21 protein-coding genes are annotated in these 14,220 nt (G+C 38.4%); 1 reads left to right on the forward strand and 20 read right to left on the reverse strand.

Annotated elements, in window-relative coordinates:
- Positions 1-4: 4 nt before the first annotated feature.
- The 20 genes from A994_RS00505 to A994_RS00590 form a co-directional block, all read right to left on the reverse strand.
- Positions 5-808: a methyltransferase domain-containing protein gene (locus A994_RS00505; protein WP_004029275.1), complete on the reverse strand. Its 804-nt coding sequence runs from the start codon at positions 806-808 to the stop codon at positions 5-7.
- Between the two features lie 279 nt (positions 809-1,087).
- Positions 1,088-1,258 (reverse strand): hypothetical protein, encoded by a 171-nt coding sequence (locus A994_RS13490; RefSeq protein WP_004029276.1) that lies wholly within the window; start codon positions 1,256-1,258, stop codon positions 1,088-1,090.
- A gap of 12 nt (positions 1,259-1,270) precedes the next feature.
- A complete protein-coding gene (locus A994_RS13495) occupies positions 1,271-1,474 on the reverse strand; it encodes a transglutaminase-like domain-containing protein (RefSeq protein WP_004029277.1) in 204 nt (67 codons plus the stop codon).
- Positions 1,471-1,668, reverse strand: coding sequence for a hypothetical protein (locus A994_RS13500; RefSeq protein WP_004029278.1), 198 nt, complete (start codon positions 1,666-1,668; stop codon positions 1,471-1,473). Before A994_RS13500 ends, A994_RS13495 begins: the two co-directional genes overlap by 4 nt.
- A gap of 113 nt (positions 1,669-1,781) precedes the next feature.
- Entirely contained in the window at positions 1,782-2,492 is a 711-nt protein-coding gene (locus tag A994_RS00515) for a RibD family protein (protein ID WP_004029279.1), read from the reverse strand.
- A 155-nt stretch (positions 2,493-2,647) separates the two neighbouring features.
- Positions 2,648-3,292: an NAD(P)H-dependent oxidoreductase gene (locus A994_RS00520; RefSeq protein ID WP_004029280.1), complete on the reverse strand. Its 645-nt coding sequence runs from the start codon at positions 3,290-3,292 to the stop codon at positions 2,648-2,650.
- A 3-nt stretch (positions 3,293-3,295) separates the two neighbouring features.
- A complete protein-coding gene (locus A994_RS00525) occupies positions 3,296-3,619 on the reverse strand; it encodes a hypothetical protein (protein WP_004029281.1) in 324 nt (107 codons plus the stop codon).
- A gap of 92 nt (positions 3,620-3,711) precedes the next feature.
- Positions 3,712-4,383 (reverse strand): ABC transporter ATP-binding protein, encoded by a 672-nt coding sequence (locus A994_RS00530; RefSeq protein ID WP_004029282.1) that lies wholly within the window; start codon positions 4,381-4,383, stop codon positions 3,712-3,714.
- A gap of 22 nt (positions 4,384-4,405) precedes the next feature.
- Positions 4,406-5,596 (reverse strand): ABC transporter permease, encoded by a 1,191-nt coding sequence (locus A994_RS00535; protein ID WP_004029283.1) that lies wholly within the window; start codon positions 5,594-5,596, stop codon positions 4,406-4,408.
- A gap of 148 nt (positions 5,597-5,744) precedes the next feature.
- Entirely contained in the window at positions 5,745-6,077 is a 333-nt protein-coding gene (locus A994_RS00540) for a hypothetical protein (protein ID WP_004029284.1), read from the reverse strand.
- 73 nt (positions 6,078-6,150) lie between these two features.
- Complete coding sequence (locus A994_RS00545) at positions 6,151-6,447, reverse strand: ArsR/SmtB family transcription factor (RefSeq protein ID WP_004029285.1); 297 nt, start codon at positions 6,445-6,447, stop codon at positions 6,151-6,153.
- 201 nt (positions 6,448-6,648) lie between these two features.
- A complete protein-coding gene (locus A994_RS13505) occupies positions 6,649-6,951 on the reverse strand; it encodes a hypothetical protein (protein WP_237739670.1) in 303 nt (100 codons plus the stop codon).
- 202 nt (positions 6,952-7,153) lie between these two features.
- On the reverse strand, positions 7,154-7,825 hold the full coding sequence (locus A994_RS00555) for an ABC transporter ATP-binding protein (protein WP_004029288.1): 672 nt from the start codon (positions 7,823-7,825) through the stop codon (positions 7,154-7,156).
- Entirely contained in the window at positions 7,818-8,870 is a 1,053-nt protein-coding gene (locus tag A994_RS00560; RefSeq protein WP_004029289.1) for an ABC transporter permease, read from the reverse strand. The genes A994_RS00555 and A994_RS00560 overlap by 8 nt, the downstream gene beginning before the upstream one ends.
- A 679-nt stretch (positions 8,871-9,549) precedes the next feature.
- Positions 9,550-9,885 carry an ArsR/SmtB family transcription factor gene (locus A994_RS00565; RefSeq protein WP_004029290.1) on the reverse strand — a complete coding sequence of 112 codons (336 nt, stop codon included), beginning with the start codon at positions 9,883-9,885 and terminating at the stop codon, positions 9,550-9,552.
- A 30-nt stretch (positions 9,886-9,915) separates the two neighbouring features.
- A complete protein-coding gene (locus A994_RS00570) occupies positions 9,916-10,527 on the reverse strand; it encodes an HAAS signaling domain-containing protein (RefSeq protein WP_004029291.1) in 612 nt (203 codons plus the stop codon).
- Complete coding sequence (locus A994_RS00575) at positions 10,520-10,864, reverse strand: PadR family transcriptional regulator (RefSeq protein ID WP_004029292.1); 345 nt, start codon at positions 10,862-10,864, stop codon at positions 10,520-10,522. Before A994_RS00575 ends, A994_RS00570 begins: the two co-directional genes overlap by 8 nt.
- A gap of 244 nt (positions 10,865-11,108) precedes the next feature.
- Positions 11,109-11,789, reverse strand: a complete 681-nt coding sequence (locus tag A994_RS12785) for a pyruvate kinase alpha/beta domain-containing protein (RefSeq protein ID WP_004029294.1) — start codon at positions 11,787-11,789, stop codon at positions 11,109-11,111.
- A 133-nt stretch (positions 11,790-11,922) separates the two neighbouring features.
- Complete coding sequence (locus tag A994_RS00585) at positions 11,923-12,429, reverse strand: GNAT family N-acetyltransferase (protein ID WP_048204013.1); 507 nt, start codon at positions 12,427-12,429, stop codon at positions 11,923-11,925.
- Positions 12,430-12,557: 128 nt separating this feature from the next.
- On the reverse strand, positions 12,558-12,860 hold the full coding sequence (locus tag A994_RS00590; RefSeq protein WP_004029296.1) for a DUF6506 family protein: 303 nt from the start codon (positions 12,858-12,860) through the stop codon (positions 12,558-12,560).
- A gap of 172 nt (positions 12,861-13,032) precedes the next feature.
- Here A994_RS00590 and A994_RS00595 point away from each other — a divergent pair, with 172 nt between their 5' ends.
- Positions 13,033-14,184, forward strand: coding sequence for an aldo/keto reductase (locus A994_RS00595; RefSeq protein WP_004029297.1), 1,152 nt, complete (start codon positions 13,033-13,035; stop codon positions 14,182-14,184).
- Positions 14,185-14,220 lie beyond the last annotated feature (36 nt).

A 14,220-nucleotide genomic window follows, 5' to 3' on the forward strand; every position in this document is an offset into this window, starting at 1 on the left:
TAATCTACTTTTTAGCCGTTCCCTTAAAGAAATTATAGAAAAAGGTTCCAGATGGTTCTGCAGACCTGTGCAGGTCCTGAATTCCTTTATCCCATGTTTCTGGAGTTATAAATCCAGAATCGATGGACTGGTCTTTAACGCCCTCCACCATAGCAATTATGGTCTTTTTAATGAATCCATCCACCAGTTCTCCTTTGCTTTCATCCACATAAACCACCCGTGGGTCTATCTGTATATCTTCAAAACCAGCTTCATTTAAGAGGGGGTAAAGTTCCCTTCCCATTAATGGATTGCAGTTTAAGTCTGTTTGAACCTTGATAAGACATTGCCATGCTTTAACTGCCTCTTCAGTTTCAGGATGAAAATAACATGACCCATGGTCCCCTTCAATAACTGTGATGGAACCTCCTTTTTTGAGGACCCTCTTCAAACTCAATAGAGCCCCTACCGGGTTCGGGAGATGTTCCAGAACAAAGCATATAAACACATGATCAAAGGTTTCATCTTCATATGGGAGTTCCATGATGTCTGCAGTTTGGAACTGGACGTTTGAAATTCCTTCACTTTGAATTAAAGCTTTAGCATGATTTAGGGATGGTTTTGATATGTCTACCGAAGTTATCTCTGCCTGAGGACTGTTTCTAGCCAGGGTTATGGTCTGAGCACCCACACCACAGCCAGCTTCCAACACTCTACTCCCTTCAGGATAACTGGTGTCGTGGTGCATGAGGGGAGCCAGTGTTTTTGCCTGATCAACCAGTCTTACTGCTTCTCTTTCTGAATAGCCATGAACGTAATCATCTCTCATTTGAAATAACCTCTGAAAAATTACCTCTCATTAAATAACATCTAAATAATTACCTCTCGAATTAATTTGATATCTGAAATATCTCCAGAATAATTATAGTTCTACAATAATTTAACGTTGGGGTACTATTTAAAACTTCATAGGATAAATCTGTACATTTAATGGTGGATAATCAAAAAAAAGAAAATCTAAAAAAGACCAAATCTAATGACCAAATTTAACAAAAGAAGTCATGATAAGAGAATTCAATAAAAAAAAATCATTTATCAGTTTAATCAGCTAAAGGGTAGTAGGGATAATGTTCATGACCTCATCAACACTCTTTGAGGTACTTAATACATTTACAACCCGTTTATCTGGTTTAGAAAATATATGTGAATAATCAACTTCTCCTTCTTCTAGGGCATAGAAAGCCAGTTTCTCTTTATCCATGGAAAACTGGGCATCCACATCTGCACGGTTTCAACGGGAATCCAATCTGAACCATTCACCACTTAAGTAAACTGCGTTTAAATCATGAAGAACCAAACCATCTTCATGAGTCAGTGTCTGATAACAGAATCCAGTTGGGATCTCCATGAATCTTAAAAGAGCAGCTAATAAATTTGATTTTGCAAAACATAAGCCATGACCTTTTTTTAAAACATCTGATGCCCGGCAGGTCACTTCATCACTTCCATATCCAGAAAGTGGTCAATTTCATCCCTTACAAAGTGATAAATAGTTTTTGCTATTTCAACCTTTTCCAGACCATGGGCCAGTTCACTAGCTTTCAACTGAATTTCGGGATTATCGTAATCCACTACTTCTGAAAGTTCCAGATAATCATTTAAATCATCTTTTTGTATTAAATAAAGCATTTTAAGTACCCATATCATTTAATATTCATATTCAATTTTTCTCATATTATTGTTTACAAACCACCTAAAATTCTATACCATTATCTAAACAATCCACTGAAGATTCATTAACATCATTTAAACATCCCATTGAAGATTCTGTACCTGAGATAGATGATATCATCCTTAATTTTCTCCACACCCTCCAGAGATAATTTGATGGGAGTTTCTTCCCTAGTAAGAGTCTCTCCCCCCTCCAATTTCGATTCCTGAAAAATGGAATTGATTGCAGTTCCACCCACCAGTTCAGGGTGTATCAGGAGGTGTAATTCATCCACCAAGCCCTTCCGGAGTAATATTCCATTTAAAACGCCACCACTATCGACTCTTACCTTTTTAACCCCAAATTTGGTGTTGAGTTCTTCCAGGGCATTTTCTAGGTCCACGTGCTGGTACCCTACCACCAGATAATGTATGTAACGTTCATCTAAGAAGTCCAGGTACTCTTGAGGTGTGGATCTGCTGCATAATACCAGAACATCCTTGATATAGGGCATTTTTAAAATTTCATTCCAGACACGAATCTGTCCTCGGCTATCTGGAACTACCAGTAAAGGCATATCATCCTCAGGATCCCTCACCCTTGGTTGGAAGGCATCCTCCGATTCTGGAAGTGTTTCTCCGGGTTTGACCCCAAATCCAGTTAGTACAGTGTTGCTTCCCATTAAAACTGCGTCCACATTCCACTTAGAAGCTAACTCATAATAAAGCTCCACATCCGCATTGAAGCCTGTTATTCTCCCGTCTAAACTCACTGCATTATAGATAGTAACCAGTGGTAGCATGATAAAGCCCCTTTTGATTTTTTCCATTTCTGATTATTATTATAATTTATTTTATAATTAGTTGTCAATAAATCTACTTGATTTAAACAAGTTTCAGACATTATCCCCCTATACCTGTTATTAACTTGCTTGGTTCGATATGAACACCAATAAAACTAGTAAAATCCATTTTCCGGGAAATAATTATTGACAATTTTTTGAACTTCATTTAACCATAATTGACGCTCTTTTTGGGTGCTACTGGCTACTACGCGGAACATTTTCCGGTGGAAATTCTTTATTCCACAGAAATCAAATACACAGTCCTTCCATATTCTCTCCAGTGGGTCGCCAAAAATTAGTTTCTCCCTTTCTTCAGGGGTGTTGGAAGTGTTAAATACAATGGCTGCTTCTGCTACCAGTAAACCTTTTGGTACTCCTGAACCATCATCTCCTTCTTCAAACTGGTAGGCCACACCTGATCTAAGCACCCGGTCTGTCCACCCTTTTAATATTGCTGGGGGCTGACCCCACCAGTTAGGATGAATTATGATAATACCATCGGCCTTAGTTATTTCCTGACGATGCTTTAAGACCATTGGATCGGATGTTTCCCCAGTGACAAGTTCAGGACCTTCAAGGAGAGGGTTGAACCCTTCTTCATAAAGATTGTGGGCATGAACCTGGTATCCGTTTTCCTTCAAACAATCCAGAACTGTCTGATAAATGGCATGGTTGAAGCTTTCTGGATATGGATGGGCCAGTATAACTGAAATTTCCATGATATCTTCCTTCATTAAAGTTTTGTATGTATGTTCCATTTATTATTCCCTTGTTATCTTAACCAGTATAGATAGTGCCACTAGTTGCACCAGGTTAATCAAAAATAGAGGGAGTCTTGGACCATGCAATTCCGAAATGTGAACATCCATAGGAATTACAAGTAGTAAAGCAATGAAAATAGTGGATACTATGTTCTGGAGGATGAGAAAGGATGAAAAATACACCAAACCTACGGTGAATCCTGATTTTATTTGTTTATATGTTTTCCAGTATGTTTTGAGTAAAAACATTAACAGAATAATGTTTGCAATTCCAATTGCAACTGCCACAATAATCAGTGCTAAGCCAATTTCTCCGGTTATCATTGTATCAACCATGAATCATGAACTGTAAATAAAAAAATTGAGGTGAATTCCATTGGAGGCAGAAATTCACCTTTTTAAAAGTTATTCTAATTTTAGTTTTGTATCTTCCCATCAAGCACGTTTACAATCCTTTCAGCCATTTTCCCCACGTAGGGTTCATGGGTTACCATGACCAGGGTAACGTTTTCCTTTTCATGCAGGTCACGCAGGAGTTTCAGGATCACATCCCCGGTCTGGGAGTCCAGAGACCCGGTGGGTTCATCAGCCAGGATGATGGAGGGGCGGTTCACCAGTGCCCTGGCAATGGCCACTCTCTGGCGCTGTCCACCTGAGAGCTTGGTAGGTATCTGATCTGCCCGATCCTCCAGACCTACTGCCTTTAAAAGTTCCAGTGCCCTTTCCCTCATCTGGTCACTGGATAGATCTGTTTCATACATGGGTATTTCCACGTTTTCCAGAACAGTGAGGTTGGGTATCAGGTTGTGCATCTGGAAGACAAATCCAATCTCTTTGGAACGGAATTCACTCAGTTCCTTGGTCTTCATGAGGTCAATGCCAGCCACATGAATCGATCCTTCATCAGCCACATCCAGTGCTCCAATCATGTTGAGGAGTGTTGATTTTCCAGAACCAGAGGGACCCATTATGGATAGAAATTCTCCCTCCTTCACTTCCAGGTTCAGACCGTTTAATGCTTTAATCGTTCCATCATCGTAGCTTTTTTTAAGATCGTGGATTTCGATGACGTTCTTCCCATTATCCATATTTTTCTCCCCATGATGTTGATTATTCATAGCGCAACGCCTCGGTTGGTGATAGTCGGGATGCTCTGTAAGCAGGGTACAATCCACCGATTATTCCCACGACAAATGCAACCGCGAATGCTTCCAGGAATATTTCCGGTGCAAAGGATGGTTGTATAACTCCTTCAAAGGAAAATGCCAGTAACGCTACCACTCCAACCACTGCGATTATGGTTCCAATTACTGCAGCGATGAGGGTTAAAACCACTGATTCACCCAAGATCATTCCTAGAATTCTCTTTTCTTTCCAGCCTACTGCTTTTAAGACGCCTATTTCTCTTGTTCTTTCAAACACTGACATTATCATGGTGTTTATCACTCCCACGGCACCAATTATAATTGCCAGTAGGGAGATGGCCCAGGTGGCTGCATCGATGGTACTGAGTGCACTGTTCATTCTGTTAGCCGTTGCTTCGGCAGTGGTTGTAGACAGCTCATTGGGATAGGACGTTTCAATTGATTTACTTACCTCAATGGTGTTGGCATTTTCATTGAGCTTCACCGCTATGGTACTAACTGTGTTGTTGTTGCTGGTGAGGTTCTGCAATGTGGTGAGGGACATGAACACTCCCCCATCAGTCATGAAGCTTCCAGTCTCGTAAATTCCGGTGATGGTGAAATCTTTCCCGAATAAGTTTATTGTGTCTCCCACAGTTTTGTTTAGATTTGTGGAAGCAGTTTTACCAATTATAACTTCATTTTCACTGTTAGTAGAATATAAAGATCCAGTTACGTTCTCAATTCCAGCAAGGCTCAGTTTATCCGGATTCATACCCGTCACTGAAAGGCCCCCGAAACTGTTCGGACCTCCAGATCCTGAGCTGGTAGTTCCAGTGGATGTCCCAGTAGAACTAGTGGATACTGATGATCCGCTGGTGGATGTGTTGGTTGCCTTCAGTAATCCAGCAGTTTCCTTAACTCCAGCTATGTTTTGTAAATCTGTGACCCTGGTCTCATTGACCCTTCCTGATCCAAAGTTACCTGAACCAGTCTGCATTACATTGATTTCAGCAGCTCCTGCTTTGAGGGTGGTGGTTGTTGACGCTTTAAGACCACCTGCAACCATGCCCAGGGCCACTATGACCATGATTCCAATTGCAATTCCCACAATTGCAAGGGCACCTCTTGTTTTATTCCTAAAGGGGTTTTTTAGGATCAGCTTTAAGTACGACATAGTTCTTTCTATTTAAGTTGTTTATTAAATGATTATGCCGAATTCAGGCAATAAAGAGGGGAAAATTATGCACAAATTATGCACAAATTCACTAAAATCTACCATTCCACTAACTAAAAATCATTCCATGAGATTGGCTCTAAATCTTCTATTCACGAGTAATTTTGAAGAGGATTGATAGTGCGATGAGCTGGACTATGTTGATTAAAAATAAAGGCAATCTGGGCCCACCAATTTCAGATCCATGGAATTCTATCGATACAAAAAGGGGCAATGCCAAGAATATGGTGGATAAAATGTTCTGTAATAGAAGGAAAGTGGCAAAATACAATAATCCTATTGTGAATTTGGATTTAACCTGGCGATATGTTTTCCAGTAGGAATACAATAATCCAAAGAGCAGGCAAACATTTGCAATTCCAATTGCCACCGCTATGAAGATTACTACCCCACCAAACTGCCCGTATTCCGCTAAAGTCATATTTTCCTCTTAAAGCAATTTTAAGCTTAAATCCTTAAAATATTTATATACTAAAATTTGTAATAAAAAATCTCTATTTTCCAACTGAGTTTTGTTCCAGTTCTTCCCAGATATCCTGGAATGTGTTATAATTTCTTTCCATCTCATCAGAAAGGAAGTACATTTCACCGTACTTCTTCTTACCCGCAGATGTGATGACGTTATTCTCTTCCAGAACTTTAATATGATGTCTTACAGTCTTATAATTTAAATTCAGAGATTCTGATAGTTGATTAGCATTGTAAGGCCTTTTGTGTAATGTCATGATGATCTTAGCCCGATTTGGGCCTCCTGTTGAGCCAGCTATCAACCACCAGAGCAGTTTTCTCATAAGATCACACAGTTCCTTGGATTAAGAAAAACTATTAGTTAAATTTATGTAATTAAATTTATGATTTCAATAACTAAAATAACATTCTATGTTAATCCCTAGCATGTTCATTCGTCATAAAAGGCCAATAATATCCTTATGACTGATTATGATCACATAACGTGCTATAAATACATTTACCTGATTAAATAAATTAGGAGTTTAGCTGATTTGGTTTCTGACTCCCCTTAAAAATAGGGTTAAAACTATGAATTCACAACCCAAAAATAAAAGAGGTCCAATTATATCAATGCAATTTTTAGGCAAATATAATAAGAAATAAACTGTAAAAATGAAGTTCTGGACCATGAACACTAGGAATAAAAGTATTAGACTAAGGGTGATTTTTGATTTAATTTCCCTGTACTGTCCCCAGTAGTTGTGAATTATCATGGTTAAACAGATCATGTTTGCAACACTGGTGACTATGATAGCAAACTGGAATATGCGTGGTGAAATTAGCACTTTCTGGAAAATCATCACAAAAATAGTGTTAAAAACTGAATGTAATAAATTTAGATACATATTTTAACCTGAAACTTTAAATTGTGAAAGATTACGAGAATAGATATCCAGATCGATTCTTTTTATTAGACTTTTATTTTAGAGCAAAAAAATATTTGAAAAGTTTAATAATTGCCATTAGTGCAACTAAAAACTTTTTTTCCTATTTTCTATCTACTTTAACCATTTTACCATCCTGCATATGGATTATTTCATCAGCAAAATCAGCAGATGCCTGGTTGTGAGTTACGATTACAATGCTCACCCCATCATTACGGTTTAGATCCTGTAATACCTGCATTATGGAATTGGCATTGGCAGTATCAAGTTCTCCAGTTGGTTCATCAGCCAGAATTATCGATGGATCGTTTATAAGAGCTCTGGCTATTGCTACTCGCTGCTGTTCTCCACCGGAAAGCTGGTTGGGGAATTTATGGTACTTATCATGCAATCCCATTTTATCCAGGATCATTTTTGCTTTTTCAGAATCCTCATTGATCATGGGTAACGTGACATTTTCCAGGGCAGAAAGCTGAGACAAGAGATTGAATCTCTGGAATATGAATCCAATCTCATTTCTCCTAAGAATTGCCTGTTCTTTGACTGATAATTCGCTGGTTTGCCTTCCGTTTATCCGAAATAAACCTTTAGAAGGAGTATCCAGTATCCCTGCCACGTGCAGGAATGTGGATTTACCAGACCCAGAGGGACCCATGACTGCAGTGAATGAACCTTCTTCCAGAGTCAGGTTTAAACCTGCAAGGGCATTCACATCCGAATCACCCATGTGATAGGTTTTCCAAACATCTTTAAATTCAAGTATATGATTAGTCATTCCTTAACGCCTCCACAACCTGTAATTTTGAAGCTTTAGTGGCAGGGTAAAGTCCTGCTAGTACGCTTAAAATGGTAGCACCAGCAATAACCCCTAAAATTAACCATATGGGCATCATTCCAGGAATATAGTCTGCTAGCTTCAGTGCATTGGCAACCCCGTATATTCCAATAATTCCCAGGATTACACCGATAACTCCTCCGAAAAATCCTAAAAGGCCTGATTCAAACAGTATGCTTCCTTTTATTTCCCAGTTAGTAAAACCAATGGCTTTTAATACTCCCAGTTCCCTGGTTCGTTCCATGACACTGATTAGCATGGTATTGATCACACTTATGATTCCCACCAACAGGGCAATACTGGCTATGAATCCCATGAATAAGAGAGCTTGATCAGTCATTTCCTGGATTTCCTTCACCTTATCAGATTTGGTTTCCACTGAAACCCCATTTACCTGTTTTTTAACCTGATCAGCAACGGTTTTTGGGTCCCCGTCAGTACTGGCATAGATAACAGCTACCTGATCACCAGCCATTTGCCTGGCTGTTGTCTGGTCTATATAAACGTAAGGAGCCTGTGCTTCTTTAGATATTCCAGTCACAGTTAATTCCTTGCCTTTGACTGTTATTTTACTTCCAATACCGTAACCTAACTTTGCAACCGCTTCCTGGTTAACCACAACACCTTGCGTTCCGTTTATTATTTTAGCATCCTTCCAGTTATTGACTCCCTCGAAAAACAGTTTGGTGTTATTCATATCCTCCGAGAAAGCAGTTACCTCACGGAAATCGTGAAGATTTGACAGTTTCTCTACCTTGGATATGGTTTGACTATCCATTAAATAATTTCCAGAGGTAGATTCTGGAGAAATTGCTATATCATACATGTAAGCATTTGTTTCATCTTTAATAGCCGTGGTTGTCCCGGCAGTTAGCCCTAAAAGCACCATGAGCATTGCGGCACCGATTATTATCCCCAGCATGGTCAGGGCACTTCTGAGTTTTCTTCTTCTAATGTTGTTTAATGCCAATTTATAGAGATCCATCATTTCACCTCCAAATAATAGAATAACAATAAGGCCAAGATATCGGACCTAGATTTTGTTAGAGATTATATGAAATTTAAATAGATTTTAAAGCTATTTAATCCATTAAAACAATTTAGTCACATATTTATTCATAAGTTCAATGTCCCTCCAGCAGGATTATATGAGGCGGTAAAATGCGAATTTATATGATTTTTTAATAAATCCTAAATCCCCACTTTCATCGGGACCAGCATCTTTAGAAATTCTGTATTATACCCAAACTTTCAAGATTACCTCCTTTTGAATAATTTCTCGTTATCTGTTAATTTAATAGTAGTTTAAACCTTTAAAAATAGTTATTCCAGAATTTAGTCCTAATTCCCCCGTTTTTAATTCTATTTCACCCTTAATTTCCTAAAAATTACACCCAAATTCACCCCTAATAGGAAACATACAAATAGTAACAAAATCAAGGACAATGGTAAAAATTCATTAAAAATTAGTTATTTAAAAAAAATAAGCCTGTTGAATGTTAAGGATGTGTAAAAAAGATTCATTGTTTTAACTTGTAAGAAAATAAGAATGAACTGGAAGTTAAACTAATGTAAAAATAAGACGTAAAGTAGAAAAGATCAAATACCTTAGAGAAATAATGAGAAGGAAAACAAGAGCTTTATGGATTGTTCATACTTTATAATCAGTGATGAACTACTCCTGCTGGAACATTATCAACCATGTGATAAACATTAGCACGAGATCCGCTAAATTGTTCCCATATTTCCAAAAAAATGTCGAAATTTTCTTCCATTTTATCTGAAAGGAAATATAATGTGCCGTACCCGTTACCGGTGGAAGTCACTATCCCATTTTTATCTAAAACTTCAATATGGTACTTTATGGTTTTGTAGTTAAGAGAAAGCCTTTCAGCGAGCTGATTTGCATTATAAGGCCTGTTTCTTAACTCATCTATGATCCTAGCACGGTTCAATCCACCCTTAGTACCAGCCAGTAACTCCCAAAGAAATTTTCTCATAGATCTAACCCCCTGTTGCAATTTATCATGTTAAAAATCCCTTTCCCGTCCTTTAATAATTCTTAAATTCAGTTTTAGGTATTTGATCATTAATTCATAGAACCATTTAGTAATGTACGCCATTAACACTACTAAAATAATTCCTCCAGCTGTCAGGCCGATTCCACTTAACACTACCACCAGAATATTCAAAATTCCATTACCTGGCGAATTGATAAAGGTAGGGATAGCTAATTGAGGAATAATAAGATGTAAAAAGGGCACTAAAACCCAATATATCCCTGTGAAGATAATGATAATTCCAGCCACAAATAAGATCAAAATAATTACTGCAACCACCAGGACTGGGATTGCCACAAATATCAGATTAAAAAGACCTAATCCCATTGTTGCCAATATCGCCCCAATTATACTACCAATTGAGGGTTTATCTTGAGCTTTTTTAACCAAATTGTCTGCTTTAATCTGTTTAGCAACGTTTTTAGGGTTTCCAAGTGCCCTTGAAATTTCTTCTTCAGTTCTACCTTTCTCCAAACCAATGGCAAAGTGTTCCTGGTAATCTGAGATAATATCTTCTCTGTCCTCCTTTGGAAGTGTTCTCAGAAGTTTGCTGAGCTGGTCAAGATATTCTTTCTTATTCATCCTTAATAGCCCCCGAATTATTCTTAATTTCAAAATTCAATAAATTATTTACACCTATAGAGAAGTTTTTCCATTCTTCAACTAATTTTTCCTTTTTTCCTTTTCCCAATTCAGTTAACCGGTAATATTTTCTAGGCGGACCATCTTGGGATTCTTTTAAGTATGAAATCACAAACTTCTCCTTTTTTAACCTTTTAAGAAGAGGATAGATGGTTCCTTCGGAAATGGATATGTTCTTCGAGATTTCATCCACCATCTCGTAACCGTAACAGTCTTTTCTGTCAAGGAGAACCAGGACACACAGTTCCAGTACTCCTTTTTTAAATTGAGTGTTCATGATGATCACTGCATCTTACAAGGTACTGTATAATGCAAGGTACTATTTATAGTTTTAGACATGATTCTGTCAAGGCATGATTTTCATCTCGAATAGGATTTAAACACCCAGAAAAGGGTATTGTAAAACAAAAAGAAGAATAATCAAAAAAAATTAAGATTATGAAAAAATATTATATACCAATTTGTGATCGGATATTCATTTAGAAGACACTTGGCATATCACCTGATTAGCCCATGTTAAATTATCTCAGATATTCTATGTTTATATCTGGATTTGAGGCAACACCCGGTTTTGCCAATAGCTCCACAAATCTGAAGCCCTTTGAAGGGTGGAAGAGATTAGCTGATGCGCAGCTTTTAAGAACCCATAAAGTATCCAAACCCATTTCTGTCCCAGCACAGGCCAGTACCAGTTCATCTTCCCTAATCACCCCTGCATCAGTTGCCATCAAAACAGCTTCCATTGATACCAGTGTACCGGGAGATATTAGTTCCAGTGTTTTGGCCATTACATCCAGGGAACTGGGTCTTTGCAAATGCAGGCGCATGGAAAAAGTTGGTCCAAAAAGGGGTATGGTCCCACGAACAATTTCAACATTCAATCGATCCAGTTGAACCCGATTTTCGGATGTTATGTTCATAGGCACCTTTTTTAAACCTTTCTTAACCCATTCATCACGCGCTTTACTGAGTTCTGGTATTTCAGCGAAGAGATCCTTATCCATCTCCTCCACTTCCCAGTACATGCCCTGAGGACAGGTGACACAGACTATCTTCTTATCTTTCAGGGTTTTTGCAATCTTAACTGCACTACTCCCAGTGACCGATGCAACCACCACTGTTTCGTATTCAGATGATGCATTTTTAAGGATTTCTATCACTTCATCAGTGTTTACTGGACCCGGTCGTTTGAAAACTTTCATATTACACCCCCGTTATACATAAAATTATCATTAATTTCAAAGATGGTTTTTAAAGTAAATTAATAAACTGCAAATGTAATTCCCTACTCCCTGAAGTTAATCCCATTCGCAAATGCTCATCTTTCAAAAGCATCTATTGCAATTTTAATTTCAGGATTACTGAGTCATCCTTACGTTGAAATATCTTGAAATTATTCTTCTCCAATACTCTAATTGATGAATTATTATCCGCTTCAGTTTCGGCCCGGATTACTTTAACTTTATCATCTGTTTTAAGCCAATGAATCAATCCAGCTATGGTTTCCGTCATTATACCTTTGTTTCTATACCCGTAGTCTGTTCCATATCCGATTTCAACTTCCCCATTTACATCGGGTTCACCATGAAAACATATACCCCCAACAATTGCCCGTTCACTTTTCTCTATAACTATCCACATGGTATAAAACAAAGGATCTTTATTTGAATCTTCTATGTTAGGCAGCAGATCATTTAATATTGCTTCTTGGGTATTTTTATCCATCAATGTTTGTGAAGGTACCAAACCAATGCATTTAGCAAATTCCTGGGGCGAATCAATGTGTTTTTTTAATTCATCACCAGTCAATGGCCTTATTAATAATCGTTTAGTTTTAATCATACTAATTTGTGGGGGTTTAAAAACTGGCACTTTTTTCCTTAAAATGTGATTTCCATACGCTAAAAAAGAGTGAAAATGTTGTTTAAGGAAGTTGTTTGTTTAAGGAAGTGTTGGTTCAATGTATTAAATTAAAAAAGTTCATCTCCACTTTTATGGTCGAAGGCAGGGTGCAAATCAAAACGTACCACCCCTACAACTGCTTTTCCCTTCACGGCTCTGGCAATTCGGGCTGTTCCTTCACTTCCGAACCCGGCACACAGTTCTATGGCTGTTATGCCTTCTGAAACAAGGTCCAGGGCAACCTTTTCTGCTTCATCATAGTTTTTCACACCCACCACTGAAAGTTCAATCACCGGTGAATCAATTACTGCGCGATGCTGTTCGGGATCGTTTCCTGGTGCAATGAATATGAATGCGGCTTTAGTTGACATGATCTTTATTTAATCAAACATATACTAAATAATGTTATTCTAATATGATTCTGAAGTTACACAACCAATTTTGTTAATTATCAATTTACTCTTAATTTATCAACTCACCATCAAGAAATTTTTATAAATACTTTAATGAAATTTCATTGTTTATCAGGAGGACTCATTACTCATGTTATACCGAAACTTTGGAAAAACCGGCCAGGAAGTTTCAATACTTGGCTTTGGTTGTATGCGCCTTCCCATACTGGAGGGCAACCCTGAAAAAATAAACGAACCACTGGCAACCCAGATGCTTCATTACGCCATAGACTCGGGTGTGAACTACGTGGACACTGCCTATCCCTACCATGGTGCCACTGCCACCCAGGGAGGTATGAGTGAGATCCTAGTTGGAAATGCCCTGAAAGATAGTTACCGGGATCAAGTTTATTTATCCACCAAATTACCAAGCTGGCTCATCCAGAAAAAGGAAGATATGGATTATTATTTAAATGAACAGCTCCGGAGACTTCAAACCGACAGAATTGATTTTTATCTCCTGCACGGTCTCGGCCACAGTACCTGGGAAAACCTTAAAGAACTGGAGGTTTTTCAGTTCCTGGACTCTGCCATAGATGATGGTAGGATCGGATACGCTGGCTTTTCATTCCACGATGAACTTAAACTTTACAAGGAAATTGTGGACGCATACCCCTGGAGTTTTTCCCAGATACAATACAACTACATGGATCAGAACTTCCAGGCTGGAAGACCCGGACTGAAATACGCAGCATCCAGGGGCATGGGAATGGTGATCATGGAACCATTAAGGGGTGGTTGCCTGGCAAAAAACATTCCCACTGATATTCAGGCCATATGGAACAGGGCACCGGTTAAAAGAACACCCGCAGAATGGGCATTACGGTTCCTCTGGGACCAAAGCGAAGTCAATGTGGTTTTAAGTGGTATGAGTACCATGGAACAGGTTAAGGAGAATCTATTAATTGCAGAGGAAGGCCTTGCCCATAGTTTAACTGATCATGAGAGGGATCTGATCCAGGAAGTTCGAGAGGCATATCAAGAAGGGACACACGTTAGTTGCACTGCCTGTAATTACTGCATGCCCTGTCCAGAGGGTGTGGACATTCCCCTGAATTTGAACCTGTTAAATGATGTTTATCTATACCAGAATATGGAAAAACCTTCTGGAAATTACAAATTCCTGAAAGCTAAAAGGGGCAGTGCATCATTCTGCACAGAATGTGGTGAATGTGAAGAAAAATGCACCCAGAACATAGATATACGCAGGTATCTCCAGGAGACCGCGGAAACATTTGAATAAAAGTTGTGAAAAACATATAATGAATTAATGAATATA

Source organism: Methanobacterium formicicum DSM 3637 (assembly GCF_000302455.1).
GTDB lineage: Archaea > Methanobacteriota > Methanobacteria > Methanobacteriales > Methanobacteriaceae > Methanobacterium > Methanobacterium formicicum_A.